The sequence below is a fragment of the Rhodanobacter lycopersici genome (genome assembly GCF_040812335.1).
In the GTDB taxonomy this organism is placed as follows: Bacteria; Pseudomonadota; Gammaproteobacteria; order Xanthomonadales; family Rhodanobacteraceae; genus Rhodanobacter_A; species Rhodanobacter_A lycopersici.
Genome location: NZ_JBFOHK010000002.1, coordinates 831,221 through 856,742, shown reverse-complemented (window position 1 = coordinate 856,742; position 25,522 = coordinate 831,221). Strand labels below are relative to the sequence as shown.

22 protein-coding genes are annotated in these 25,522 nt (G+C 68.1%); 10 read left to right on the top strand and 12 right to left on the bottom strand.

Translation table 11 applies throughout. From position 1 onward, the window contains the following. Positions 1-38 precede the first annotated feature (38 nt). Together ABQJ54_RS10680 and ubiH are read right to left on the bottom strand one after the other, a co-directional pair. The gene (locus ABQJ54_RS10680) at positions 39-1,241 is read right to left on the bottom strand and encodes a UbiH/UbiF/VisC/COQ6 family ubiquinone biosynthesis hydroxylase (protein ID WP_367854271.1); all 1,203 of its coding nucleotides are present in this window, start codon (positions 1,239-1,241) and stop codon (positions 39-41) included. Continuing rightward, positions 1,238-2,461, bottom strand: a complete 1,224-nt coding sequence (gene ubiH / locus ABQJ54_RS10675) for a 2-octaprenyl-6-methoxyphenyl hydroxylase (protein ID WP_367854270.1) — start codon at positions 2,459-2,461, stop codon at positions 1,238-1,240. Before ubiH ends, ABQJ54_RS10680 begins: the two co-directional genes overlap by 4 nt. Positions 2,462-2,559: 98 nt before the next feature. Here ubiH and ABQJ54_RS10670 point away from each other — a divergent pair, with 98 nt between their 5' ends. Genes ABQJ54_RS10670 through ABQJ54_RS10660 form a run of 3 tightly spaced genes read left to right on the top strand, consistent with a single transcriptional unit; the run spans position 2,560 to position 4,715 of the window. Next, on the top strand, positions 2,560-3,159 hold the full coding sequence (locus ABQJ54_RS10670) for a hypothetical protein (protein WP_367854269.1): 600 nt from the start codon (positions 2,560-2,562) through the stop codon (positions 3,157-3,159). Between the two features lie 8 nt (positions 3,160-3,167). Next, the gene (locus tag ABQJ54_RS10665) at positions 3,168-3,740 is read left to right on the top strand and encodes a cob(I)yrinic acid a,c-diamide adenosyltransferase (protein ID WP_367854268.1); all 573 of its coding nucleotides are present in this window, start codon (positions 3,168-3,170) and stop codon (positions 3,738-3,740) included. 54 nt (positions 3,741-3,794) lie between these two features. Beyond that, positions 3,795-4,715: a histone deacetylase family protein gene (locus ABQJ54_RS10660; RefSeq protein WP_367854430.1), complete on the top strand. Its 921-nt coding sequence runs from the start codon at positions 3,795-3,797 to the stop codon at positions 4,713-4,715. Between the two features lie 52 nt (positions 4,716-4,767). Here ABQJ54_RS10660 and msrB read toward each other — a convergent pair whose 3' ends face one another. Further along, a complete protein-coding gene (gene msrB / locus ABQJ54_RS10655) occupies positions 4,768-5,166 on the bottom strand; it encodes a peptide-methionine (R)-S-oxide reductase MsrB (protein ID WP_367854267.1) in 399 nt (132 codons plus the stop codon). Between the two features lie 94 nt (positions 5,167-5,260). Between msrB and ABQJ54_RS10650 the strand changes: the two genes are divergently transcribed. The 6 genes from ABQJ54_RS10650 (at position 5,261) to ABQJ54_RS10625 (ending at position 12,263) form a co-directional block, all read left to right on the top strand. Next, positions 5,261-7,705 carry an LPS-assembly protein LptD gene (locus ABQJ54_RS10650; protein ID WP_367854266.1) on the top strand — a complete coding sequence of 815 codons (2,445 nt, stop codon included), beginning with the start codon at positions 5,261-5,263 and terminating at the stop codon, positions 7,703-7,705. A 31-nt stretch (positions 7,706-7,736) separates the two neighbouring features. Beyond that, positions 7,737-9,101, top strand: a complete 1,365-nt coding sequence (locus ABQJ54_RS10645) for a peptidylprolyl isomerase (RefSeq protein WP_367854265.1) — start codon at positions 7,737-7,739, stop codon at positions 9,099-9,101. 11 nt (positions 9,102-9,112) lie between these two features. After that, positions 9,113-10,132: a 4-hydroxythreonine-4-phosphate dehydrogenase PdxA gene (gene pdxA, locus ABQJ54_RS10640; protein WP_367854264.1), complete on the top strand. Its 1,020-nt coding sequence runs from the start codon at positions 9,113-9,115 to the stop codon at positions 10,130-10,132. Positions 10,133-10,156: 24 nt separating this feature from the next. Beyond that, on the top strand, positions 10,157-10,966 hold the full coding sequence (rsmA, locus tag ABQJ54_RS10635) for a 16S rRNA (adenine(1518)-N(6)/adenine(1519)-N(6))-dimethyltransferase RsmA (protein WP_367854263.1): 810 nt from the start codon (positions 10,157-10,159) through the stop codon (positions 10,964-10,966). Between the two features lie 62 nt (positions 10,967-11,028). Beyond that, the gene (gene apaG / locus ABQJ54_RS10630) at positions 11,029-11,412 is read left to right on the top strand and encodes a Co2+/Mg2+ efflux facilitator ApaG/CorD (RefSeq protein WP_367854262.1); all 384 of its coding nucleotides are present in this window, start codon (positions 11,029-11,031) and stop codon (positions 11,410-11,412) included. Then, complete coding sequence (locus ABQJ54_RS10625; RefSeq protein WP_367854261.1) at positions 11,412-12,263, top strand: symmetrical bis(5'-nucleosyl)-tetraphosphatase; 852 nt, start codon at positions 11,412-11,414, stop codon at positions 12,261-12,263. The genes apaG and ABQJ54_RS10625 overlap by 1 nt, the downstream gene beginning before the upstream one ends. 261 nt (positions 12,264-12,524) lie before the next feature. Here ABQJ54_RS10625 and secA read toward each other — a convergent pair whose 3' ends face one another. Then, the gene (gene secA, locus ABQJ54_RS10620; protein ID WP_367854260.1) at positions 12,525-15,248 is read right to left on the bottom strand and encodes a preprotein translocase subunit SecA; all 2,724 of its coding nucleotides are present in this window, start codon (positions 15,246-15,248) and stop codon (positions 12,525-12,527) included. Positions 15,249-15,450: 202 nt separating this feature from the next. On the opposite strand from secA, the gene ABQJ54_RS10615 reads away from it, so the two are divergent. Beyond that, positions 15,451-15,906, top strand: a complete 456-nt coding sequence (locus tag ABQJ54_RS10615) for a DciA family protein (protein WP_367854259.1) — start codon at positions 15,451-15,453, stop codon at positions 15,904-15,906. A 76-nt stretch (positions 15,907-15,982) separates the two neighbouring features. On the opposite strand, the gene lpxC is transcribed toward ABQJ54_RS10615, so the two are convergent. The 8 genes from lpxC to ftsW all read right to left on the bottom strand — a co-directional run bounded on the left by lpxC (position 15,983) and on the right by ftsW (position 25,522). Next, positions 15,983-16,897 carry a UDP-3-O-acyl-N-acetylglucosamine deacetylase gene (lpxC, locus tag ABQJ54_RS10610; RefSeq protein WP_367845904.1) on the bottom strand — a complete coding sequence of 305 codons (915 nt, stop codon included), beginning with the start codon at positions 16,895-16,897 and terminating at the stop codon, positions 15,983-15,985. 464 nt (positions 16,898-17,361) lie between these two features. Further along, positions 17,362-18,543 (bottom strand): cell division protein FtsZ, encoded by a 1,182-nt coding sequence (gene ftsZ, locus ABQJ54_RS10605; RefSeq protein ID WP_367854258.1) that lies wholly within the window; start codon positions 18,541-18,543, stop codon positions 17,362-17,364. A 268-nt stretch (positions 18,544-18,811) separates the two neighbouring features. Next, entirely contained in the window at positions 18,812-20,047 is a 1,236-nt protein-coding gene (ftsA, locus tag ABQJ54_RS10600; protein ID WP_367854429.1) for a cell division protein FtsA, read from the bottom strand. A gap of 13 nt (positions 20,048-20,060) precedes the next feature. Then, positions 20,061-20,804 (bottom strand): cell division protein FtsQ/DivIB, encoded by a 744-nt coding sequence (locus ABQJ54_RS10595; RefSeq protein WP_367854257.1) that lies wholly within the window; start codon positions 20,802-20,804, stop codon positions 20,061-20,063. After that, complete coding sequence (locus tag ABQJ54_RS10590) at positions 20,801-21,769, bottom strand: D-alanine--D-alanine ligase (RefSeq protein ID WP_367854256.1); 969 nt, start codon at positions 21,767-21,769, stop codon at positions 20,801-20,803. Before ABQJ54_RS10590 ends, ABQJ54_RS10595 begins: the two co-directional genes overlap by 4 nt. Next, positions 21,769-23,214 carry a UDP-N-acetylmuramate--L-alanine ligase gene (gene murC, locus ABQJ54_RS10585; RefSeq protein WP_367854255.1) on the bottom strand — a complete coding sequence of 482 codons (1,446 nt, stop codon included), beginning with the start codon at positions 23,212-23,214 and terminating at the stop codon, positions 21,769-21,771. Before murC ends, ABQJ54_RS10590 begins: the two co-directional genes overlap by 1 nt. Next, positions 23,211-24,287, bottom strand: coding sequence for an undecaprenyldiphospho-muramoylpentapeptide beta-N-acetylglucosaminyltransferase (murG, locus tag ABQJ54_RS10580; protein ID WP_367854254.1), 1,077 nt, complete (start codon positions 24,285-24,287; stop codon positions 23,211-23,213). Before murG ends, murC begins: the two co-directional genes overlap by 4 nt. Next, positions 24,284-25,522: a putative lipid II flippase FtsW gene (gene ftsW, locus ABQJ54_RS10575; RefSeq protein ID WP_367854253.1), complete on the bottom strand. Its 1,239-nt coding sequence runs from the start codon at positions 25,520-25,522 to the stop codon at positions 24,284-24,286. The genes murG and ftsW overlap by 4 nt, the downstream gene beginning before the upstream one ends.

Below are 25,522 nucleotides of genomic sequence, written 5' to 3'. Positions count from 1 at the left end.
CCCGATGGATGCTCCCCTGCCTGGCAGGGGAACGAGATTCAAAGCCCGGATGCGTGCTCCGCGAGGCGCCGCTTGAGTGGCGCGAGCTTGTCGAGCAAGCGCACGCCGAGGCCGCGCGCTGCGACCAGTGGTGGCGCCTGCCAGGCGTAGATGCGTGCCAGCGCATCGAAACCGCGTGCGTCCAGCGTGTCGGCGCTGCGACGACGGCGCGCGTAGCGGCGCAGCACATGGGCGGCGGCAAAATCGCGGCCTGCATCGCGCGCGGCGACCAGCACGTCGCGCAACTCGGTCACGTCGCGCAATCCAAGGTTCACACCTTGCCCGGCCAGGGGATGCACCGCATGCGCGGCATCGCCCAGCAGCACGAGGCGTTCGGCCTGGTAGGTTTCGGCCAGCTGCAGCCTGAGCGGGAAGGCGGCACGCTTCGTGGTGGACACGATGCGCCCCAGCCGGAAATCGCTGGCGGTGCCAAGCTCACGCATGAAGGCCGCGTCGTCCAGCGCCAGCACGCGCTGCGCTTCGGCCTCGGGCAGCGACCAGACGATGGAGCTGCGGCCATCGGCCAGCGGCAGCAACGCCAATGGGCCATCAGGCAGGAAACGCTGCCACGCCGTCCGCTCGTGCGGCCGCTCGGTAACCACGTGCGCCACCACTGCGCGCTGCGCGTAGTCGCGGCCATGGACAGCGATGCCGGCCATTGCGCGCAGTGGCGAGGCCGCACCGTCGGCGGCCACCACGAGGCGCGCGGACAGGCTTTCGCCATCGGCCAGGTCCAGTGTCACGCGATCCTCCCGCACATCCAGCCCGCGCACTTCAGCCGGACAAAGCCGGCGCACGCCGGCAGCTTCCAGCGCCTGCCACAGCGCCCACTGCACCAGATTGTTCTCGACGATATGGCCGAGCAGATCGCGCCCCTCGTCGACGGCATCGAAATCGAGGGCTGCGCCGTTTTCGCCATCCCACACATGCATGTGCGCGTAGGGGCCGGAACGCGATTCCCGTATGGACGTCCAGACACCCAAGTCATGCAGCAAGGCGACAGACGAAGGCGCCAACCCCACCACGCGCAGGTCCACCTCGTCGACGGCATGCCATGGTTGCGGCGCGCGTGCCTCCAGCAAGGCGGTGGCGAAGCCGGCCCGGGCCAGCGCCAGTGCCGCCGCCGCGCCCACCATGCCGCCGCCGACCACGGCGACGTCCAGCGCGGGGCCGCGGCGCAGCGCGTGGCGCGAACCGCTCATGGCAGGCGCTCCAGCACTGCGCGTGGCGGTTCGCCACGGAAGCCCATGCCGTGCCGTGCCAGCTTGCGTTGCAGCGGCGACAGGCGGTCGTGGGCGAGCAAGGCCAGCGAGCGCAGCGGTGCAAGCATCGGTTGTTCGAGACAGGCGAGGCGCACCAGGCTGTGGCTCATCGTCATGGTGCCTTCGCGATCGGGGGCGCGGCGCGCGGCGTAGCGTTCCAACAATTCGGTCGCACCTGGATCCTCCGCGACAGCTACCAGTTCGGCGAGCGTCAACGCGTCGCGCAGGCCAAGGTTGAAGCCCTGCGCGCCGATCGGGTGCACGGTCTGCGCCGCGTTGCCCACCAGCACCGCACGCGGGCCGGCGAGCCGTTGCGCGGCTACGCGATGGATGGCGTAGGGATGGCGCTTGCCGGGCCGCGAAAGACGGCCCAGCCGCCAGCCGAAACGCTGCTGCGCCAGCGCGACGAAGCCGGCATCGTCCAGCGCGGCGACTTCGTCGGCCTCTTCCGCGGGCACGGTGAGCACCAGCCCGCAGCGACGCTCGGCCAGCGGAAGCAAGGCCACCGGGCCCTGATCGGAGAAGCGCTCCCAGGCGCGGCCAGCGTGTCCGCGTTCCGGCGTCACCGTGGCGACGAACAGGGTCTGTTCGTAGTCGTGGCGCTCGGCACCGATGCCGAGCTGGCCGCGCACGAAGGACTCGGTGCCGTCCGCACCCACCACCAGCGCGGCTTCCACCACTCGCTCGCCCTCGGCGGTGTGGATACGGGCGCGCCAGCCATCGGCCAGGGCTTCCAGCGACTCGAGCCTCGCGGGTGCGAAGCGGGTCAGCCGGGTGCAGGCGTCCAGCCGACGCAGCAAGGCCGCGCCCAGCTCGCGCGCGGGCAGGGTCCAGCCCAGCGCGTCGACGCCATGCTTCGCCGCATCGATGCGTGTGCTGCCGAATTCGCCGGCGCGGCTGACGTGGATATGCCGGATCGGCGTGGCCTGCGCGGCCGCATGCGGCCACACGCCGATCGCGGTCAGGCCGTTGACGGTGGCGCGGGCCAGCGCGAGGTTGCGCTCGTCGTAGCTGGGCTGGGCGTCGATACGCGGTGCGGCGGCCTCGACCAGGGTGGCGGCGATGCCGGCGGCGTCCAGCGCGATGGCAAGACTGGCGCCGACCAGGCCGCCGCCGACGATCAGCACGCCGGCATGGGCAGGGGGTGCAGGGGAATTCATGCGCCGGATGATACGCGCCAGCGTGACGTCGACGCATCGGGCCCGTCACGTTGGGCTAAACTGGGCGTCTGAATCCAGCTGAACCGTACGGAGCACACATGGCAACGACAACGACCCGACGCCTGGCCATCTTCCTGGGTCTGGCCCTGGTGATGGGCGTCACCCGCATTCATCCCTCGCTGCTGCACCACGCGCTGTGGGATGCCTCGTGGGGCGTGTTCTTCCTCGCCGGCTTCTGGCTGCGTGGCCAGGGTCGCTGGGCCTTTCCGCTGCTGATGGCCGAGGCGGTGCTGATGGATTACCTGGTGATCACCGGCCAGGGCATCGACTTCTGGAGCCATTACTGCGTGTCGCCCGCCTACTGGTTCCTGCTGCCGTCCTACGGCGTGCTGTGGCTGGGCGGCAGCTGGCTGGCGAAGCGCCAGCAGGGCCTGAGCCTCGCCACGCTGGGCCTCGCGGTCGCCGCGCTGCTGGTCGCCGAAGGCCTGTGCTACCTGATCTCCAACGGCAGCTTCTACTGGATCAGCGCCAGTGTGCCGGCACCGCGCAGCTTCGCCGCGTGGTTCGCCAACCTCGGCGACTGGTACCTGCCGTTCCTGACCGGCACCGCCGCCTATGTGGCGCTGGGTGCGGTGCTGCACGCGCTGGCGACCCAGCTGTCGCGCGCCTCGCAGCGCGGCGGCCAGACCCAGCACTGAACCTGGACGTGGGCAACCGCCTCTCCAAGATCTACACCCGCACTGGGGATGACGGCTCGACCGGCCTCGGTGACGGCTCGCGCGTGCCGAAGGACTCGCCGCGCGTAGCCGCCTACGGCACCGTGGACGAGCTCAACAGCGCGATCGGCATGGTGCTGGCCTGCGCGGGCGTGGACGAAGCGGTGCGCGAAGCGCTGACCCAGGTGCAGCACGAGCTGTTCGACCTGGGCGGCGAGCTGTGCATCCCCGGCATGGCGATGATCGAGGACGCCGATGTCACCCGGCTGGAAGACGTGCTGGACACCTTCAACGAACCGCTGCCGCCGCTGAAGGATTTCATCCTGCCCGGCGGCGGCATGGCGGCGTCCTGCTGCCATCTGGCGCGCACCGTGTGCCGCCGCGCCGAGCGCGAGGTCATCACGCTGCGCCATGCGGAGCCCGAGGTGCGGCCGCAGACGCAGCGCTACCTCAACCGCCTCTCCGACCTGCTGTTCGTGCTGTGCCGCGTGCTGGCGCGCGCCGGCGGCCACGGCGAGGTGCTCTGGCAGCACGAGCGGCGGCGCAAGCCCGCCGCCGGCTGAAGCCGCCTTCCGGGCATCATGATGCCTGCGCTGAACTGATCAGGGCATCCCATGCTGCGGCTGTACACCCATCCGGCCTGTCTTCGGCACGACAACGGCCCCGGCCATCCCGAATCGGCGGCACGCCTCGCCGCCGTGCTGCGCGCGCTGGACCATGACCGCTACGCCACGCTGGACCGTGTGGAAGCGCCGCGCGCCAGTCGCGAGCAACTGCTGCGCGTGCACACCGTCGCCCATGTCGAAAACATGCTTGCCGCCGTGCCGGTCGGCGAGATGCGGCGGCTGGACGAGGACACCGTGCTGTCGCCCGGCTCCGCCGAGGCCGCGCTGCGCGCCGCCGGTGCCGTGGCGGCGGCGGTGGATGCGGTGCTCGGCGACGGCCATGTGCGCCGCGCCTTCTGCGCAGTGCGGCCGCCCGGCCATCACGCCACGCGTGAACAGGCCATGGGTTTCTGCCTGTTCAACAACGTGGCGGTGGCCGCGGCGCATGCGCTGGCGGCGCATGGCCTGAAGCGCGTGGCGATCGCCGACTTCGACGTGCACCACGGCAACGGCACCCAGGACATCTTCTGGCGCGAACCGCGCGTGCTGTTCGCCTCCAGCCACCAGATGCCCCTGTATCCGGGTACCGGCAGCCCGGACGACCGCGGTGCGGGCAACATCTTCAACCGGCCGCTTTCGGCCGGCGACGGCCCCTACCTGTTTCGCGAACTGTGGGAAGGCGACCTGCTGCCGCGCATCCGCGCCTTCAGGCCGCAGCTGCTGCTAGTCTCGGCCGGCTTCGATGCCCACCAGAACGATCCCCTGGCCGACCTGTGCCTGGGCAGCGAGGACTATGCCTGGATCACTGCCAGGCTGGTCGAGGTGGCCAACCAGCACGCGGCCGGCCGGGTGGTGTCCACGCTGGAGGGCGGCTACGACCTCGCTGCGCTGGCGTCCAGCGCGGCAGCGCACGTCGAGGCATTGATGGAGTAGGAGCGGCTTCAGCCGCGACCTTCCGCAACACTGGTCGCGGCTGAAGCCGCTCCTACGCCGGCACGAAATCCAGCGCCAGTGAATTGATGCAGTAGCGCAGCCCGGTGGGCTTGGGACCATCGGGGAATACGTGACCCAGGTGCGAGTCGCAATGCGCGCAGCGCACCTCGATGCGGCGCATGCCGTGGCTGTCATCGTCGCGGCTGGCCGCCGCGGCAGGAATCAGCGGCTGCCAGAAGCTGGGCCAGCCGAAGCCGGAATCGTACTTGCTGTCCGAGCCGAACAGCACGCTGCGGCAGGCCGCGCAGACATAGGTACCGGCGGCATGATGGTGGTACCACTTGCCGCTGAACGGTGGCTCGGTGACCGAGCAGCGGCACACCGCGTACTGCTCGGGGCTGAGCCCGGCACGCCACTCCGCTTCGCTCCTGACCATGCCGGGTTCGTTCATGACTGGATCCTCTTACGTATTGTGGCTCTTGCGTCTGCCTGATCTGGAGTCTTTCTGCTAGCTTTACGAGCCTCACGGCCGCCGGATTTCCATAGTGACGCGCACGCTCCCTTCCCGACGCCTGCTGGCGGTTGCCGCCGCCCTTGCCCTGGTCGGCGGCCCGGTCGACGCTGTGGCCGGCAGCACCGGACAGCATCGCAAGACCTCGCTGGACGGCAGCGAGCAGGTCTGCCCGCTGGGCACCTTCGTGTGCCCGCCCCGGCCATACAACTACGCCATGTGCCGACCCAACGCGATGCTGGCGTTCTACGACCCCACGCTGAGCCGCGACAGCAGCTTGCGCGACACCAGCAACACCTACGTGTGGGCAAAGCACGTGGACAGTTCCAACCAGACCGTCTACCACCTCTCCGGCGACGTGCGCATGGACCGGGCCGATCAACGGCTGCAGGCGGACACGGTTGACTACAACGACGACACCACCGACTACGACGCACGCGGCAACGTGCGCTCCCAGGACTACGCGCAGCTGATGGCCGCCACGCATGTGCGCGGCAACGACGACGCCAGCACCGGCATCGCCGACAACGTCCGCTACCAGATGCTGAGCTCGCGCGGCAACGGCGTAGCCAAGCAGGCGCAGATGTTTGACGCCGACCACAGGCGCTACACCCAGGCCACCTACTCCACCTGCGACCTGGGCCACCACCTGTGGGAGTTCCGTGGCAAGTCGATCACCATCAACGAGGACACCGGCCGCGGCGTGGCGCGCAACGCCACCTTCCGCATCGGCAACGTGTCCCTGCTCTACCTGCCCTGGTTCAGTTTCCCGGTGGACAACCGGCGCATGACCGGCTTCCTGGAACCGACGTTCGGCCACAGCAGCCGCTCGGGCTACATGCTCAGCACGCCGTTCTACCTGAACCTGGCGCCGAACTACGACGCCACGCTGGACCCGCGCATCTACAGCGCACGCGGCGTCCTGCTGGACGGCGAGTTCCGCTACATGGTGCCGGGCAGCAGCGGCCTGCTGGACGTGCAGTACATGCCGCAAGACCATGGTGCCACCGATCCCGACACCACCGCCAACACCGCCGGCACGCGGCGCTACAAGGTCCATTTCACCGACACCACCCACCTCTGGGGGAGCTGGAACTTCTCCACCACGATCGACCGCAGCTCGGACAACAACTTCCTGTACGACTTCGGCAACGAGCTGGGAGGTCCGCCGGTGTACCTGCTTGGATCCTCTGCCCAGATCGCCGGCGGCGGCAAGTGGTGGAACGCCTCGGTGGGTGGTTACGCCTACCAGAACATGGACCCGTTCCTCACCGACGCCTGGATGCCCTATCGACAATTGCCATTCGTCAATTTCAACGTGAACCTGCCGTTGAACCGCTGGCTGGAATTTGGCATGACCAACCAGTTCGTGGCGTTCCGCAAGCCGGGCTTCGTGGAGGGCAGCCGCGAGGATATCCAGCCATGGATCGAAGCCGATTTCGGTGCGCCGAGCTGGTTCGTGCGTCCCCGCGTGGAATGGCGTTACACCGACTACCAGCTCAGCAGCGGCTACCAGAACTACGGTTACTACGGCCTGCTCGGCAGCGGCACCCCGTCGCCATTCACCCAGCAATCGCCCAGCCGCTCGCTGCCCATCGTGAGCGTGGACAGCGGACTGGTGTTCGACCGCAACATCTCGCTGTTCGGCAACGACTACACGCAGACACTGGAACCGAGGCTTTACTACCTGTACGTGCCCTACCGCAACCAGGACAACATACCGTTGTTCGACAGCAGCCTGATGACGTTCGACTACTGGCAGCTGTTCTCCACCAACCAGTTCTCTGGCGCCGATCGCCAGATGAACGCGAACAACCTCACCGCCGCGATCACCACTCGCCTGCTCGACAACAGTGGCGTGGAGCAGTTGTCGGCGAGTTTCGGCCAGATCCGCTACTTCACTCCGCAGCTGGTGCAGATGCCGAACGGCACGAACACGGTATCGCCGGCCACCGATTGGTCCGGCTCGGCCTATGTGGCCCAGTTGGACCTGCAGTTGAACGACCGCTGGAAGCTCAGCAGTTCCTACCAGTGGAACCCGAACACCGACCACAACGACATGGCCATGTTCCAGGTGCAAGGCCGGCTGGGCCTGGACGGAGTAATCAACTTCGCCTACCGCTACCGCAACGGCCTGATGGAACAATACAGCGTTTCGGCGGTCTATCCGCTCTCGGAGCGCTGGCGTCTGATCGGTGCATGGACGTATGCGGAACCGATCAAGGGTGTGGTCAATCCGCTGAAAGGCACTATCGAAGCACTGGCAGGCGTGGAGTACGACAGTTGTTGCGTCACCCTGCGCCTGATCGACCGCAGTTACGTGAACCAAAGCTACTACGGCGTCGTGCCTATTACGACGCCCGGCCAGACCAACCTGCGCGACAACGCGGTGATGTTCGAAGTCGTCTTCAAGGGCATGGGATCCACCGGCGGCCAGATCGACCCCCTGCTGCGCCGTGATATCCTCGGCTATCAATAATCCGCTGTATCCATCTTTCGGCTACTCCCTGATGAAGCGACTTCTCGCCCTGTTCCTGCCCGTTCTTGTGCTCGCATTCCCCGCACAGGCCCAATTGCTGCCCAATGCCAGCACCAATGCCGCGCCCGCTGGCCAGGTTCAGTCGCTGGACCGCATCGTGGCGGTGGTGAACGAGGACGTGATCCTGCAAAGCGAGCTCGACAACGCGGTGCGCTCGATCCAGCAGCAGTACGCCAGCCAGCCCGGCCAGCTGCCACCGCTGGACGTGCTGCAGAAGCAGGTGCTGGACCGGCTGATCCTGATGCGGCTGCAGCTGCAGAAGGCCGATGACCAGGGCGTCCATGTCTCCGATTCAGACGTCGACCAGGCCGTGGCCCAGGTGGCCCAGCAGAACAAGATGAGCCCCGACCAGCTGCGTACCGAAGTCGAGCGCACCGGCCAGGACTTCGCCTCCTTCCGCCAGCAGCTGGCCGATCAGCTCACTGTGCAGCAACTTCACCAGAGCGTGGTGCACGACTCGGTTTCGGTCACCGACAGCGAGATCGACAACCTGCTCGCCAGCCCCAGCTACAAGGCCGGCGAAGTGCATCTGGCGCACATCCAGATCAGCATCCCGGGTGGCGCCGATGCCGCCGCGATCCAGGCCGCCGCGACCAAGGCCGAGCAGGCGATCAACGCGATCAAGGGCGGCATGGATTTCAACGCCGCGGCGATCCGCTACTCCGATGCGCCCGATGCGCTGGACGGCGGCGACCTCGGCTGGCGCCGCATGGACGAGATTCCGCCTGCCTTCGCCGACACCGTGGCCAACATGAAGCCCGGCGACGTCAGCCCCGCACTGCGCGGTCCCACCGGCTTCCACATCATCAAGCTGGTCGGGCAGCGCGCGCCGTCCAAGCAGATCGTCACCGAGTACCACGCGCGGCAGATCCTGCTCAAGCCGAGCGAGCTGATGACGCCTGAGCAGGCCCAGCAGAAGGCGCAGGAGCTGTACGACCAGATCGTCAACAAGCATGCGGACTTCGCCAAGCTGGCCAAGGACAACTCCAAGGACGACACCACGGCCAATCTCGGCGGCGACATGGGCTGGTTCGCGCAACAGGCCTGGGGCGGCGCCATCGCGCAGCAGCTCGGCCAGCTGAAGGAGAACCAGGTCTCGCAGCCGTTCCAGACCGGCAACGGCTGGGACATCCTGCAGTTGCTGGGCACCCGCCAGAGCGACCTCACCACCCAGATGGAACGCGACCAGGCGCGCCAGGCGATCGGCAACCGCAAGGCCGAGCAGGCCTACGACGACTTCCTGCGCGACCTGCGCGCAAACGCGTACATCAGCGTGCTGGTGCCCGCCCTGCGCGACGACACCAATACGCCGGCCGACGCCGGGAAAGCCTCCTAAGAGCCTCCCGCATGGCGCTCCCACGGCTCGCCGTCACTGCTGGTGAGCCGGCCGGGGTCGGCCCGGAACTGGTCGCGCGACTGGCCGCCACGCCACTGGCGGCCGATCTGGTGGCGATCACCGACCGCGCACTGCTCGAGCGCGCCGCCGCGCGCTGCAATCTACGCATTGCCGTCATCGACGATGACGGGGCGCCATGCGAACGGCGCGACCCCGGCAGCCTGCGCGTGCACCATGTGCCGCTGGGTGCCACCGAACGCCCCGGCCAGCCCGACCCGCGCAACGCGCAGCACGTGCTCGCCACCCTGGCCGAGGCCGCCGACGGCTGCATGGCCGGCCGCTATGCCGCCGTGGTCACCGCGCCGCTGCAGAAGGCCTCGATCAACGAGGCCGGCATCCGCTTCAGTGGCCACACCGAATTCTTCGCCGAGCGTGCCCGCGCCGATGTGGTGATGATGCTGGCCAGCCCCGAACTGCGCGTGGCGCTGGCCACCACCCACCTGCCGCTGGCCGCCGTGCCCGCCGCGATCACCCGCGCCACGCTGGCGCGCACGCTGCGCATCGTGCATGCGGAACTGCGCGCGAAGTTCGGCATCGCCGCGCCGCGCATCGCCGTGCTGGGGCTGAACCCGCACGCCGGCGAGGGCGGCCACCTGGGCCGTGAGGAACTGGACACCATCATCCCGCTGCTGGACGACCTGCGCGCCGAAGGCATGCAACTGCTCGGTCCGCTGCCCGCCGACACCGCCTTCGTGCCCGCGCAGCGCACTCGCTACGACGCGGTGCTGGCGATGTACCACGACCAGGCCTTGCCGGTACTCAAGAGCGAAGCCTTCGACCGCACCGTCAATCTCACCCTGGGCCTGCCTTTCATCCGCACCTCGGTCGACCACGGCACTGCGCTGGATCTCGCCGGCAGCGGCCGCGCCGATCCCGCCAGCCTGATCGCCGCCGCGAACATGGCCATGAGCCTCGTTGCGCGCAGCGCCACCTACTCTCCCTCTCCCCTCCGGGGAGAGGGCAAGGGGTGAGGGGCCAACCTCGCGATAAATCCCATGAACCACGCCCCCGCCCGCCCCAAGAAAAGCTTCGGCCAGCACTTCCTGCACGACCGTCGCTACATCGACGACATCGTGCGCGCGATCGCGCCGCGCACCGGCGATTTCCTGGTGGAAATCGGCCCGGGCGAAGGAGCACTCACCATGCCCCTGCTGGCGGTCGCGCGTTCACTCACCGCCATCGAACTGGACACCGACCTGATCCCCGCGCTAAAGGACCGTGCAGCCGGCGTGGGCGAACTCGCGGTGATCCACGCCGACGTGCTCAAGGTGGATTTCGCCGCATTGGCACACCGCCATGGCGTGGCGCGCCTGCGCATCGCCGGCAACCTGCCCTACTACATCTCCAGCCCCATCCTGTTCCACTGCGTCGAATACGCGGCGGCGATCGAGGACATGCACTTCATGCTGCAGAAGGAGGTGGTGGAGCGCATGGCCGCCGAACCCGGCAGCAAGGTGTACGGCCGGCTGTCGGTGATGCTGCAACTGGCCTGCCGCGTGGTGCCGCTGTTCGAGGTGCCTCCGCAGGCATTCCGACCGCCACCCAAGGTGGATTCCGCGGTGGTGCGGCTCATTCCTCTGGCGCCACACGAGCGCCACGACGCCGACCCCGAGTTGCTGCACGCCGTGGTGAAGGCCGCCTTCGGCCAGCGCCGCAAGACGCTGGGCAACGCGCTGCGGCAGCTGCTCGATGCCGACGCGATCCGCAGCGCCGACGTCGATCCCAGGGTCCGCGCGGAGACGCTGGCACCGGAGGATTTCGTGCGGCTGGCCAAGCGGCTGGCCAAGCGGCTGGCCGCGCGCTGAATCCATCCGCGCCGCCGCCGCGTGGGCGACCGTTCATCGGCGACTGGCCTTACAATCGCCGCATGAGCGCAAACAATCCCTACACGATCGACGTGCAGGTCAGCACCCGTTTCGTCCCAGACCAGTCCCGCCCCGGCGACAACCGCTACGTGTTCGCCTACACCATCACGCTGCGCAATGCAGGCAGCGTGCCCGCACAGCTATTGACCCGGCACTGGGTGATCACCGACGCGAACGGCAAGGTGGAGGAAGTGCGTGGCGACGGCGTGGTGGGCGAGCAGCCGTGGATGCGCCCGGGCGACGACTACGAATACACCTCCGGCGCGGTGCTGGAGACCCCGGTGGGCACCATGGGCGGCAGCTACCAGATGCTGGCCGACGACGGCACCCACTTCGAGGCGCCGATCCCGTCGTTCACCCTGTCCATACCACGCACGCTCCACTGATGGCCACCTACGCAATCGGAGACGTGCAGGGCTGCTATCCGGAATTGCAGCGTCTGCTGGACAAGCTGCGCTTCGACCCGGCGGCGGACCGGCTGTGGTTCTGCGGCGACCTGGTGAACCGCGGCGGCCAGTCGCTGGACACGCTGCGGCTGATCCACGGCCTGCGCGAACAGTGCGTCATCACCCTGGGCAACCACGACCTCAGCCTGCTGGCGATCTCGCTGCGCAAACCCGAGGCCCAGGCCAAGGTGAATCCGGAGCTGCGCGAAGTGCTGTTCGCCGGGGACGCACCGGTACTGTTCGAATGGCTGCGCTCGCAGAAGCTGCTGCACCACGACGAGCCGCTCGGCTGGACCATGGTCCACGCGGGCCTCGCCCCCTCGTGGACGCTGCGCCAAGCGCAGAAGGCCGCGCAGGAAGTGGAGCGCGAGCTCTCCAGCCCGCGCCACCCGCGTATCCTCAGGAACCTGTTCGGCAACCGCCCGGCCAGCTGGTCGAGCCGCCTGCAGGGACTGGACCGCCACCGCGCCACGATCAACCTGCTCACCCGCATGCGCTACTGCGACGTCAACGGCCGCATCGACTTCGAGGGCAAAGGCGAACCCGGCACCCAGCGGCCCGGGCTGTATCCCTGGTTCGAAGTGCCTGGCATGCGCCGGCGCGAGACGCGCATCGTCTGCGGCCACTGGTCCGCACTGGGCCGCTTCGCCGGCCTCGGCGTCTACGCGATCGACACGGGCTGCGTATGGGGTGGCCAGCTCACCGCGCTGCAGCTGGACAGCGAAGAGCCGCGCTACATCGCCGTGAACGCCGAGCCGCACCGCAAGCGGCCGCCTGGCGGCGGGGACTGACCAGGCCGAGGCCACCTGCGGCGGCCTGTCAGTCCCCCGATCCATGGATGGATCACACGCTGCGCGGCGGCGGCCGCGCAGCAGAGCCCCGGTTGGCCACCGGCCAACCGGGGCGAGTCAGGGAAAGCACAGGAAGTGCTTTCCCTGACACAAACAGCGCGGGCTTCTGGTTTCCGCCGGACAAACCTGAAGCCCCCACCCCCGCAAGACACCCCATGCAGGCATGCATCATGAAAAACCCCGCCTCGGCGGGGTTTTTCATCAGCTCAGCTGCCCGTGGCAGTGCTTGTACTTCTTGCCCGAGCCGCAGGGACAGGGTTCATTGCGGCCCACGCGCGGCGTGTCGGGCTGCTGCAGGTGCATGGCACCAGCGGCCACGCTGGCAGGATCGGCATCCAGCGCCGCATCGGGCGCGCCGCCGCCGCTGGCCAGCATCTGCCGCTGCAGGCGCTCGGCAAGGCGCCGCTGCTCGGCCTCCATCGCGGCGACTTCCTCCTCGCTGCGGATGCGGATGCGCGCCAGCATCTGCACCACCTCGGACTTGATGCGGTCGAGCATGTCGGAGAACAGGCGGAACGACTCGCGCTTGAACGCCTGCTTGGGATCCTGCTGGGCATAGCCCACCAGGTAGATGCCCTGGCGCAGGTAGTCCATGTTCGCCAGGTGCTCCTTCCATGCGTTGTCGACCACGGTGAGCATGATGTGCTTTTCGAGCTGGCGTATGGTCTCGGCGCCGATCTGCGCCTCCTTGGCCTGGAACAGCTCGTCCACTCCCCCACGCACGTGTTCGAGGATCATCGCCGCATCGATTTCCGACTGCTGCTCCAGCCAGTGCGGCAGGTCCAGCGCCAGGCCCAACTTGCCTTCCAGCTCGCGGTCGAGGCCCGGGATGTCCCACTGCTCGTCGATGCTGTCCAGCGGCACGTGGTCGCGCACGATGCTCTCGACCACGTCGCTGCGGATGTCGGCCACGGTGGCGGAAACGTCCTCGCCTTCCAGCAGCTCGTCGCGCTGGCGGTAGATCACCTTGCGCTGGTCGTTGGCGACGTCGTCGAATTCGAGCAGGTGCTTGCGGATGTCGAAGTTGTGCTGTTCGACCTTGCGCTGCGCCTTCTCGATCTGGCGGCTGATCATCTTGTCTTCGAGTGCGTCGTCTTCCTTCATGCCGAAGCGCTTCATCCAGCGGATCAGGCCCTCGCCGCCGAAGATGCGCAACAGGTTGTCCTCCAGCGACAGGTAAAAGCGCGAGGAGCCCGGATCGCCCTGGCGGCCGGAACGGCCGCGCAGCTGGTTGTCGATGCGGCGCGACTCGTGCCGCTCGGTGCCGATGATGTGCAGGCCACCGGCGGCCAGCACCTGCTCGTGCAGTTTCTTCCAGTCGGCCTTGACGCGGGCGCGGTCGACCTCGCTGGCCTCCGCCGGCAGCGCGGCCAGCGCCGCCTCCAGGCTGCCGCCGAGCACGATGTCGGTGCCGCGACCGGCCATGTTGGTGGCGATCGTCACCTGTCCCGGCGCGCCGGCCTGGGCAACGATGTGCGCTTCGCGCTCGTGCTGTTTGGCGTTCAGCACTTCGTGCGCGACCTTGGCCTTGCGCAACTGTTCGGACAGCAGCTCGGACACCTCGATCGAGGTGGTGCCCACCAGCACTGGCTGGCCGCGCTTGTGGCAGTCCTTGATGTCCTCGATCACCGAGTTGTACTTGGCCTGCTGGCCGAGAAACACCAGGTCGGCGTTGTCCTTGCGGATCATCGGCTTGTGGGTGGGGATCACCACCACCTCCAGGCCATAGATGCTCTGGAACTCGAACGCCTCGGTATCGGCCGTGCCGGTCATGCCGGACAGCTTCTTGTACATGCGGAACAGGTTCTGGAACGTCACCGTGGCCAGCGTCTGGTTCTCGCGTTGGATCGGCACGCCTTCCTTCGCCTCCACCGCCTGGTGCAGGCCGTCGGACCAGCGCCGGCCCGGCAGGGTGCGGCCGGTGAACTCGTCGACGATGATGACCTCGCCGTCGCGCACGATGTAGTCCACGTCGCGCTGGTAGATAGCGTTGGCACGCAGGGCGGCGTTGAGGTGATGCACCACGGCGAGGTTCTTGGAGTCGTAGAGACCGCTGTCCTCGCTGATCACGCCGGTCTCGCGCAGCAGCTCGTCGGCATGCTGCATGCCGTCCTCGGACAGGTGCACCTGCTTCTGCTTCTCGTCGACCCAGTAGTCGCCGGCGCCTTCTTCCTCCTGCTGGCGGATCATGCGCGGCACGATCTTGTTCACCGCGATGTACAGCTGCGGCGAATCCTCGGCCGGCCCGGAGATGATCAGCGGGGTGCGCGCCTCGTCGATTAGGATCGAGTCCACTTCGTCGACGATGGCGTAGTGCAGGCCGCGCTGGTAGCGCTGTTCCTTGCTGAGCGCCATGTTGTCGCGCAGGTAGTCGAAGCCGAACTCGTTGTTGGTGCCGTAGGTGATGTCGGCGGCATAGGCCTTGTGCTTGTCAGCGTGGTCCATGCCCGGCCACACCACGTCGGTGGTCAGGCCGAGGAAACCATACAGCTTGCCCATCTGCGCCGCGTCGCGGCGGGCGAGATAGTCGTTCACGGTGACCACGTGCACGCCCTTGCCTTCCAGCGCGTTGAGGTACACCGGCAGCGTGGCCACCAGGGTCTTGCCCTCGCCGGTGCGCATCTCGGCGATCTTGCCCTGGTGCAGCACCATGCCGCCGATCAGCTGCACGTCGTAGTGGCGCATGCCCAGTACGCGCTTGGCGCCCTCGCGCACCACCGCGAAGGCCTCCGGCAGCAGCTTGTCCAGCGACTCGCCACCGGTGACACGCTGCTTGAACTCCGCGGTCTTGCCGCGCAACGCCTCGTCGCTCAGCTTCTCGAATTCGGGTTCCAGCGCATTGATGCGTACCACGATCCGCGACAACTGGCGCAGCACACGCTCGTTGCGGCTGCCGAAAATGCTGGTGAGGGCACGATTGAGCATCGATCTTCCGGATGACAGGGGCAGAAGGCCACGCCTGGGCGCAACCCAAACGGGCATGTTACTACACGGGCCCGGACGGCACCCATGGCGAAGGTCCCGGCGCTTTCCGGCATGGCGACGGCGAAGCACGGATTCAAGAGCGGCGGGCGCAGCCCGCGGCAGGTATCATCGGTGCATCGCCCCGCCCCGGAGCCGCCCGCCCATGTCCCGCGCCGCCTCGCGTTCCCGCGGCCCGCAAGCACTCGGCGCCTGCGGGTCCTTCGCCACATTGTCCAGCCGGGCTGCCGCGCTGGACGCGCTGGATCGCGCGCTGCGCCAGACCCTGCCGATGCCGCTGCGCGACGAGGTACGTTTCGCCAACCTGCGCGGCGGGCGGCTGCTGTTTCTCGCCAGCACGCCCGCATGGGCCACGCGCCTGCGCCTGCTGCAGGCACAGATTCTCGCGACCGCACGCGGACTCGACATCCGCGCCGAGAGCGTCGGGATCAAGGTAAGCCCGCTGCCACGGATCGAGGTGGAACCCGAACGCGTACGCGTACTGTCACCCGCGGCTGCGGCCCATCTGCGCGCTGCTGCGGCGGCGGCTACGGACCCCGAATGGCAGGCGCTGTTCGGTCGACTGGCCGCACTGACCAAGCCTGACGACCCCACACGTTGAGCCGCGCAACGAAAAGGCCGCCCCATCGACGGATGCGACGGCCTTCGCTTGTCTGTATCACCAAGCCTCGGTGCGATCAGATTGCCTGGGCGGGATGGGCGTAGGAGATCGGCGAGGTGGCCGGATCGTCCTGGTAGCTGACTTCTTCCCAGGCCGAAGCATCGGCCATCAGGGTACGCAGCAGCTTGTTGTTGAGCTCGTGGCCGGACTTGTGCGCATGGTAGGCGCCGATCAGGCTGTGGCCCAGGAGATAAAGGTCGCCGATGGCATCGAGGATCTTGTGCTTGACGAACTCATCCTCGTAGCGCAGGCCATCCTCGTTGAGCACGCGGTAGTCGTCCAGCACCACGGCGTTGTCCATCGAGCCACCCAGCGCGAGGTTGTGTTCGCGCAGCATCTCGATGTCGCGCATGAAGCCGAAAGTGCGCGCGCGGCTCACTTCCTTCACGAACGAGGTGGTGGAGAAGTCGATCTCCGCCCGCGAGGTGCGCTTGGAAATGATCGGATGGTTGAACTCGATCGAGAAGCCGACCTTGAAGCCCTCGAACGGCTCGAAGCTGGCCCACTTGTCGCCTTCCTGCACCTTCACCGGCTTCTTGATCCGGATGAAGCGCTTGGCCACGTTCTGTTCTTCGATGCCGGCCGATTGCAGCAGGAACACGAACGGGCCGGCGCTGCCATCCATGATGGGAACCTCCGGCGCCGACAGGTCCACGTAGGCATTGTCGATACCGAGGCCGGCCATCGCCGACAGCAGGTGCTCGACCGTGGCGACGCGCACCTCGCCGTTCATCAGCGTGGTGGAAAGCCGGGTGTCGCCGACGTTGTCCTGGCGCGCGCGGATATCCACCGGCGGATTGAGATCCGTGCGGCGGAACACGATGCCGGTGTTGGGAGCTGCGGGACGCAGGGTCATGTACACCTTGTCACCGGTGTGCAGACCCACGCCGGTGGCGCGGATGATGTTCTTGAGCGTGCGCTGCTTGATCATTGTCGTTGGTACCTGCCAAGTAGCAGCCAATCAGGGGTCGGATGCTAACACAGTTTTAACCAGCTGCAATAGCAAACCGTACCGTACAGTCTGGTCGGACCTTCATGCGACCTTCATCCCGGAAGGCACACGCCAAAAACATGCTTTCCGCGCGACCAGCGTGCGGGGCAACACGATACCCCGGGCCGGGACGGGATTCCGGCACCGGGGTAACGGATCAGCCAAACCGGGCTCTCACCCTGATACAGCGGATCATGCGCCATCCCTGACGCATCGTCTTGCGGATTCCAGGCTCGAACGCGCCAAACGGCCGTTCGCTGACAGCCGCGGCACCTCGCCACGGCAACAGGCTCGAATCCACCCTTCATGTTTCTGCAATGACCAGTTCGACAGGCGTTTTGTTCAACTCCTCTTAACAAGCATGGTGCGCCCGATTCAGGCGCCAGCCACTTCAGCAGGCCATCTCAGTCGGCCTGGCGGCGCAAGAAGGCTGGAATGTCCAGGTACTCCAGGCCATTGTCCTGACTCCTGGCCGGCGCCTCGCTGCGCGGATTGGTGCTGATCGCCACCTCGGGCTGCGCATAGTCGACCACCTCGTTGCCGGTGCCGGTACGCAGCACCACCGGACGCGGACGCTGGCGCATCTCCACCTGCTTCTGTTCCACCATGCGCACGTTCCGCGAGGCGGGCGCGCGGTTGAGGCCAGTAGCGACCACGGTGACGCGTACCTCGTCCTTCAGCTCCGGATCGAGCGAGGTGCCGATCACCACGGTGGCGTCCTCGCTGGCGAAGTCGTGGACGATGCGGCCGATCTCGTCGAACTCGCGCATGGTGAGGTTGGGGCCGGCGGTGACGTTGACCAGGATGCCGCAGGCGCCGTTGAGGTTGACGTCTTCCAGCAGCGGGTTCTTGATCGCCTCCTCGGCGGCGGCCTGGGCGCGATCGTCGCCGCTGGCGGTACCGGTGCCCATCATGGCCTGGCCCATCTCGCTCATCACCGTGCGCACGTCGGCGAAGTCGACGTTGATCAGGCCCGGTGCGGTGATCAGGTCGGCGATGCCCTGCACCGCGCCCTGCAGGACGTTGTTGGCGGCCTTGAACGCGTTGATCAGGGTGACTTCGCGGCCCAGCACGCTGAGCAGCTTCTCGTTCGGCACGGTGATCAGCGAATCGACGTGCTGGCTGAGGTCCTCGATGCCCTTCATCGCCACCTGCATGCGGCGCCGACCCTCGAACGGGAACGGCTTGGTGACCACCGCCACGGTGAGGATGCCCTTTTCCTTGGCCAGCTGGGCCACCACCGGCGCGGCGCCGGTGCCGGTGCCGCCGCCCATGCCGGCGGTGATGAACACCATGTCGGCGCCTTCCAGCATCGCCTCGATACGCTCGCGGTCCTCCAATGCGGCTTGGCGGCCCACTTCGGGATTGGCGCCGGCGCCCAGGCCCTTGGTGACGTTGGAGCCCAGCTGCAGATGGGTACGCGAGTTGCAGCTGGTCATCGCCTGCGCATCGGTGTTGGCGACGATGAATTCCACGCCTTCGATGTTGGCGTTGATCATGTGCGCCACGGCATTGCCGCCGCCGCCGCCCACGCCGACGACCTTGATGATTGCGTTTGGTGCAAGTTTCTCGATCAGCTCGAACATTTCCCGTCCTCCAGAGTTGTTGTCGTTGTAACCGCGGGTGGCGACTCCTGTCGCTCCGTGGTGGTGGGCGGACATCCCGCCGCCCGTGGCTGCGCCTCCTGCGCCGCCGTATTCCGTTGCCCGGGCGACTGCCGTCCTGGCAGTCGTCCGAGTCGGCCAGTCCGGCGCATGTCCGGACTGCCTCCCGTGATCAGGCATTCGAATGCCTGATCACGGGCAACCCCATCCATGGGTTTGCCGGGCGTCTCGCATCTCGCAAGGCGCCCTGCTAGAAGTTCTTCGTGAGCCAGCTGCGCCATTTGCCGAGCAGGCCGCCGACATTGCCTAGCGCCGGACTGCCGCCCCGTACCGGGGCGTTGTGGCGCGAGCCGTGCAACAGCAGGCCCACGCCGGTGGAATGCAGCGGGCTGCTGATCACTTCACCCAGGCCGCTGATTTCCTGCGGCACGCCGAGGCGCACCATCTTGTGGAAGATCTCCTCGGCCAGCTCCAGCGCGCCTTCCATCTTCGAGGCGCCACCGGTGAGCACCACGCCGGCCGCCACCAGGCTGTCGTAGCCGGAGCTGCGCAACCGGTCCTGCACCATCTCGAAGATTTCCTCGTAGCGCGCCTGCACGCTCTGCGCCAGCGCCTGCCGCGCCAGACGGCGCGGCGGGCGGTCGCCCACGCTGGGCACCTGAATGGTTTCCTCGGCGTGCGCCAGCCCGGTCTGCGCGCAGGCATACTTGATCTTGATCTCCTCGGCGTGCGCGGTCGGCGTGTGCACGCCGTAAGCGATGTCGCCGGTGACCTGGTCGCCGCCGATCGGCAGCGAGGCGGTGTAGCGGATCGAGCCCTGGGTGTAGATCGCGATGTCGGTGGTGCCGGCGCCGATGTCGACCAGGCACACACCCAGTTCACGCTCGTCGTCGGTGAGCACCGCCTTCGCACTGGCCAGCGCCGATGGCACCAGCTCGTCCACCGACAGACCGCAGCGCTGGATCGACTTGGTGATGTTCTGCACCGCCGCCGCCGCGCCGGTGACCAGGTGCACGTTCGCCTCCAGCCGCACGCCGCTCATGCCGACCGGTGCGCGGATGCCGTCCTGGCCGTCGATGCGGTATTCCTGCGGCTCCTTGTAGAGCACCTTGTGGTCGGCCGGGATCGCCACCGCGCTGGCCGCTTCCAGCACCTGCTCCAGATCGCCGGGGGTCACCTCGCGGTCGCGGATCGCCGCGTTGCCGTGCGAGTTGCGGGTTTCCAGGTGGCTGCCGGAGATCGAGGCACATACCGAGCGGATGTCGCAGCCGGCCATCAGCTCGGCCTCTTCCACGGCGCGCTGGATCGAGTGCACGGTGGATTCGATGTCCACCACCATGCCCTTGCGCATGCCGCGCGACACATGGGTACCGATGCCGATCACGGTGATCGGCTCGCCCGGCTCGTACTCGCCCACGATCGCGGTCACCTTGGAAGTGCCGATGTCGAGGCCGACCACCAGCTGCTTGTCGTTGCGCGTCTTCATATGCATGGCGTCCTCATGAGCGGCGCACGGCTCCTGACTTGGCGGTGGCGGGCGCCTGCTGCGGCCAGCGCACGGCGAACCCGTTGGTGTAGCGCAGGTCGGCGTAGACGAAACCCTCGTCGTGGCCGGCCATCAGCTGCGGATAGACGTCGAGGAAGCGGCGCAGCCGTGTACCGGCGAGGTCGCGGTCGCCGACCACGATGTGTGCGCCGGTCGCCGTGGTGACGCTCCAGCTGCCGCGCGCGGTGAGCGCCACGCCGTTGATCACCAGATGGGTGCCGACGAACGCCTTGCGCACGTCGGCGTAGAAGCTCACCACCTCGGCGAGGTGGTCGTCCGGCCCCTCGAGATCGGGCAGCGTGGCGGCGTCGGCCGTGCTGATCGGCGCCTCGAACACCTTGCCCTGCCGGCTGATCAGCTGCTTGTCGTTCCAGCGCGCGAACGGCTGGCGCTCGATCACGCGCAGCTGCAAGGTGTCCGGCCAGCGCTTGCGCGCCTCTACCGACTCCACCCACGGCAGCGCCGCGACGGCCTGCTGCACGCTGTCGAGATTCAGCGCGAAGAAGCCCTTGCCCAGCCGCGGCAGCACGGCGGCACGGATCTCCTCCATGCCCACGTGCCGGAACTCGCCCTGCACCGTGAGCTGGGTCACCGGCCAGCGGTTGGCCGCGAACCAGCCGTTCAGCACGCCCACGATGGGCAGCGCCAGCAGGGCGGCGACCAGGCACCAGGCGACGAGGCGGGCGCTTCCCCTCATGCATCCCCCCGGAAGCTCGTTTCGAGCACGCGCCAGCACAGCGTCTCGTAATCGACGCCGGCGGCGCGGGCAGCCTTGGGTACCAGCGAGTGCGAGGTCATGCCCGGCGCGGTATTCGCTTCCAGCAGCCAGTTGCGGCCCTGGCGGTCGCGCATCACGTCGACGCGGCCCCAGCCGGCGCAGCCCAGCGCATCGAATGCGCCCAGCGCCAGCGCGCGCAGTTCCGCCTCGGCCGCGCCTTGCAGCCCCGGGCACAGGTACTGGGTGTCTTCGGCGACGTACTTCGCGTTGTAGTCGTAGAACGCGCCCTTCGGCACGATGTGGATGGACGGCAGCACCTCGCGGCCGAGGATGCCGACGGTCAGCTCGTCGCCCTCGATCAGGGTCTCCATCAGCAGGTCGCCGGGGTACTTCGCCGCCAGCTCGACGGCGCTGTCCAGCTGCGCCTCCTCGAACACGCGGGTGACGCCGACGCTGGAACCTTCGCAGGCCGGCTTCACGATCAGCGGGAAGCCGATCTCGCGCGCCGCCGCATGCACCGCCGCGGCATCGCCGCCGCGCGGCAGCGCCACGAACTTCGGCGTGGGCAGGCCCAGCGACTGCCACACGCGCTTGGAGCGCGTCTTGTCCATCGACAGCGCCGAGCCGAGCACGCCCGAGCCGGTGTACGGCACGTTGAGCGACTCCAGCGCGCCCTGCAGCACGCCGTCTTCGCCGCCGCCGTGCTGGCCGTGCAGGATGTTGAACACGCGCGCGAAATGGCCGGCGCGCAGTGCGTCGAGCAGCGCCGGGATACCGTCGATCGCGTGCGCGTCGATGCCGCGCGCCTTGAGCGCGGCCAACACGTTGCGGCCGGAGTCCAGCGACACCTCGCGCTCGGCCGAGCTGCCGCCCATCACCACGGCGACACGGCCGAAGTCCGAGGGGTTCGCTATGCGCGATGCAGAATGCGTCGTGGCGGCCATCAGGCGCCTCCCTTCGTCTTCAGTTGGCCCAGCTGCGCCAGCTCCACCGCCGCGGCGCCGATGTCGCCGGCGCCGAGCAGGAGCAGCAGGTCGCCGTCGCGCAGCAGCGCCGGCAGGGTGTCCTTGAGTTCGCGCGGATGCTCGACCAACACGGGATCGACCTTGCCGCGCGCACGTACCGCACGCGCCAGCGCCCGGCCGTCGGCGCCGGCGATCGGCGCCTCGCCGGCCGGATAGACGTCCGTCAACACCAGCACGTCGGCTTCGGCCAGCACGTTCGCGAAGTCGTCCAGCAGGTCGCGCGTGCGGCTGTAGCGGTGGGGCTGGAAGCCGACCACCAGACGCCGCTCCGGCCAGCCGCCGCGCGCCGCGGCGAACACCGCGGCCAGTTCGCTGGGATGGTGGCCGTAGTCGTCCACCAGCAGCACGCTGCCCCGGTCCAGCGCCAGTTCGCCGCGGCGGTGGAAGCGCCGGCCCACGCCCTGGAAGTTCGCCAGCGCGTGCGCGATCGCCTCGGCGCCTACGCCCAGCTGCCAGCCGATACTGGCCGCAGCCAGCGCGTTGAGCACGTTGTGCCGGCCCGGCAGGTTCAGCGTCACCGGCAACGCCTCGGCGCGGCCGGGCAGGTGTAGGTCGAAATGCATCTCGAAACCGCGCTGTACCACGTTGGATGCGCGCACGTCGGCATCCGCGGTGGCGATGCCATAGGTCATCACGCGACGCGTGGTGGTCTTCGCCAGTTCGGCCACCTCGGCGTCGTCCACACACAGCACAGCCAAGCCGTAGAACGGCAGGCGATGCAGGAAATCGGCAAAGGCCTTCTTCACCTCGGCGAAGTCGCCGTGGTAGTTCTCCAGATGATCGGCATCGATGTTGGTGACCGCCGCGATCACCGGCGACAGCAGCAGGAAGGAGCCGTCCGATTCATCGGCCTCGGCCACCAGGTACTGGCCCGTGCCCAGCCGCGCGTTGGCGCCGGCCGCGTTGAGCTGGCCGCCGATCACGAAGGTGGGGTCGTAGTTCGCTTCGGCCAGCACGCTGGCGACCAGGCTGGTGGTCGTGGTCTTGCCGTGCGTGCCGGCGATCGCGATGCCGCGGCGGAAGCGCATCAGCTCGCCCAGCATCTCCGCGCGCGGAATCACCGGGATGCGCGCGGCGCGCGCGGCGACGAGTTCCGGGTTGTCCGGCCGGATCGCGCTGGAGGTCACCACCACGTCGGCGTCGCCCACGTTCGCAGCATCGTGCCCCTCGTGCACCACCAGCCCCAGCCGGGCGAGGCGCTGCGCGGTGGGCGAGTTCGCCTTGTCCGAACCCGACACCGCGTAGCCGAGGTTGTGCAGCACCTCGGCGATGCCGCTCATGCCCACGCCGCCGATGCCGATGAAGTGCACACGGCGGAACGTGGTCATCAGGTCTTCGTGCGCGAGCAGCCTGCGCGGCGTCATGCGGCCACCTCCAGACAGGCGCGTGCGATCACCGCTGCCGCATCGGGCTTGGCCAGCGTGCGGGCGGCCTCGGCCATGGCGAGCAGCCGCGCGCGGTCGGCCAGCAGCGCGTCCAGACGCTGCGCAAGTTGTTCCACGTTCAAATCACGTTCCTGTATCAGTTCGGCGGCGCCGGCAGCGACCAGCGCCTCGGCGTTGCGGGTCTGGTGGTCGTCCACCGCGTGCGGGAACGGCACCAGCACCGCACCCAGTCCGGCTGCGGTGAGTTCGGCCAGGGTCAGCGCGCCGGCACGGCAGACCGCGAGATCGGCCCAGCCGTAGGTGCCCGCCATGTCCTCGATGAACGGCACCACCTGTGCCTCGACGCCAGTCTTCGCGTACGCCTCGCGCGCCTCGTCGATGCCACGGTTGCCGCACTGGTGCAGCACCTCTGGGCGCCGCTCCGGCGGCAGCAATGCCAACGCCTGCGGCAGCGCAAGGTTCAGCGCGCGCGCGCCGAGGCTGCCGCCCAGCACCAGCAGCCGGGCACGCCCCGTGCGACCCGCGAAGCGCTGCGCCGGCAGCGCCAGCATGGCGATCGCGCCGCGCACCGGGTTGCCCACCCATTCCGCATCCGGCAGCGCACCGGCAAAGCCCGCCAGCACGCGCTGCGCATGCACGGCGAGCTTGCGGTTGGTGAAACCGGCCACGCGGTTCTGCTCATGCACCAGCAACGGCCGATGCAGCAGGCGCGCAGCCAGCCCCCCCGGACCGGCCACGTAGCCGCCCATCGACAGCACGCTGCGCGGCTTCAGCCTGCGCAATACGGCAAACGCGGACAGCAGCGCGCGCGCCAGCATCAGCGGCGCCGCGAATCGTGTCTTCCAGCCCTTGCCGCGCAGGCCGCCGACACGGATCTCGTGCAGCTCGATGCCATGCGCCGGCACCACCCTGGTCTCCATGCCACCCACGGCACCCAGCCACGCCACCGGCACGCCTTGCGCGCGCAGCGTCTCGGCCACGGCAAGGCCGGGGAAGATGTGGCCGCCGGTGCCACCGGCCATGATCAGCACGGGACGCTGCGCCGCGGTCATGCCACCGCCGCCTCACGCGGGCGCGCCGCGTCGTTCACGTCGGGAGCCGCCACCGCCTCCGGCATGCGCTTGGCCATCTGCCGCGCATCCAGCGCGCGGTTGATCTCCCAGGTGGCGCGCAGCAGCACGCCGGCCATCGCGCAGGTCAGCACCATCGACGAGCCGCCGTAGCTGATCAGCGGCAGGGTGAGGCCCTTGGTGGGCAGCGCGCCGAGGTTCACGCCCACCGAAACGATCGCCTGCATCGCCAGCATCAGCGAGATGCCGAACGCGATGTAGCCGGCGAAGCGCTGGCCCACCTCGACGCCCTTGAGGCCGAGGTACAGACCACGTCCTACCGCCAGCGCGAACAGGCCCATCACCAGCACCACGCCGACCAGGCCCAGCTCCTCGCCGATCACCGCGAAGATGAAGTCGGTGTGCGCCTCGGGCAGGTAGGACAACTTCAATACGCTGGAGCCCAGGCCCACGCCGGTCCATTCGCCACGGCCGATCGCCATCAGCGACTGGGTGAGCTGGAAGCCGTCGGTGAACGGATGCTCCCAGGGATTCATGAACGAGGTGAGGCGCTTCACGCGGTAGCTCTCGCCGGTCGCCGCGATCACCAGCAGCGGCATCAGCGGCAGGCCCATCACGAACAGGTAGATCGGCCGCGCGCCGCCCAGCCAGACCATCGCGATGGTCACCGAGATCACCAGTGTGGCCGAGCCGAAGTCGGGCTGCGCCAGCAACAGCAGCACGATGATGCCGGCCACCGCGATCGGCTTGATCAGGCCGAGGAATTTCGTCTCGATGCTGTCGCGGTGGCGTACCAGGTAGCTGGCGAGATACACCACCAGGATCAGCTTCACCGCCTCCACCGGCTGGAAGCTGGTCACCACCAGGTTCAGCCAGCGGTGCGCGCCGTTGATGCGCATGCCCAGGTGCGGCACGAACACCGCCAGCAGCAGGACCACCGCCAGCCCCAGCAACGGAAACGCGCGCTTCTCGACCAGCTTCAGTTCGGTGCGCATCGCCACACCGGCTGCCAACACGCCCAGCGCGAGGAAAAACAGATCCTTCTTGAGGAAATAGAACGCACCGTCCTTGCTGCTGTCGGCCACCGCGATCGAGCTGGAGGTCACCATCACCACGCCGACGCTGGCCAGACCGACCAGCGCGACCAGCAGCCACTGGTCGTAGCTGCCCCGTGGCCCCTGCCGCTTGATTGCCTGCGATGTGCCGAAACCGAACAT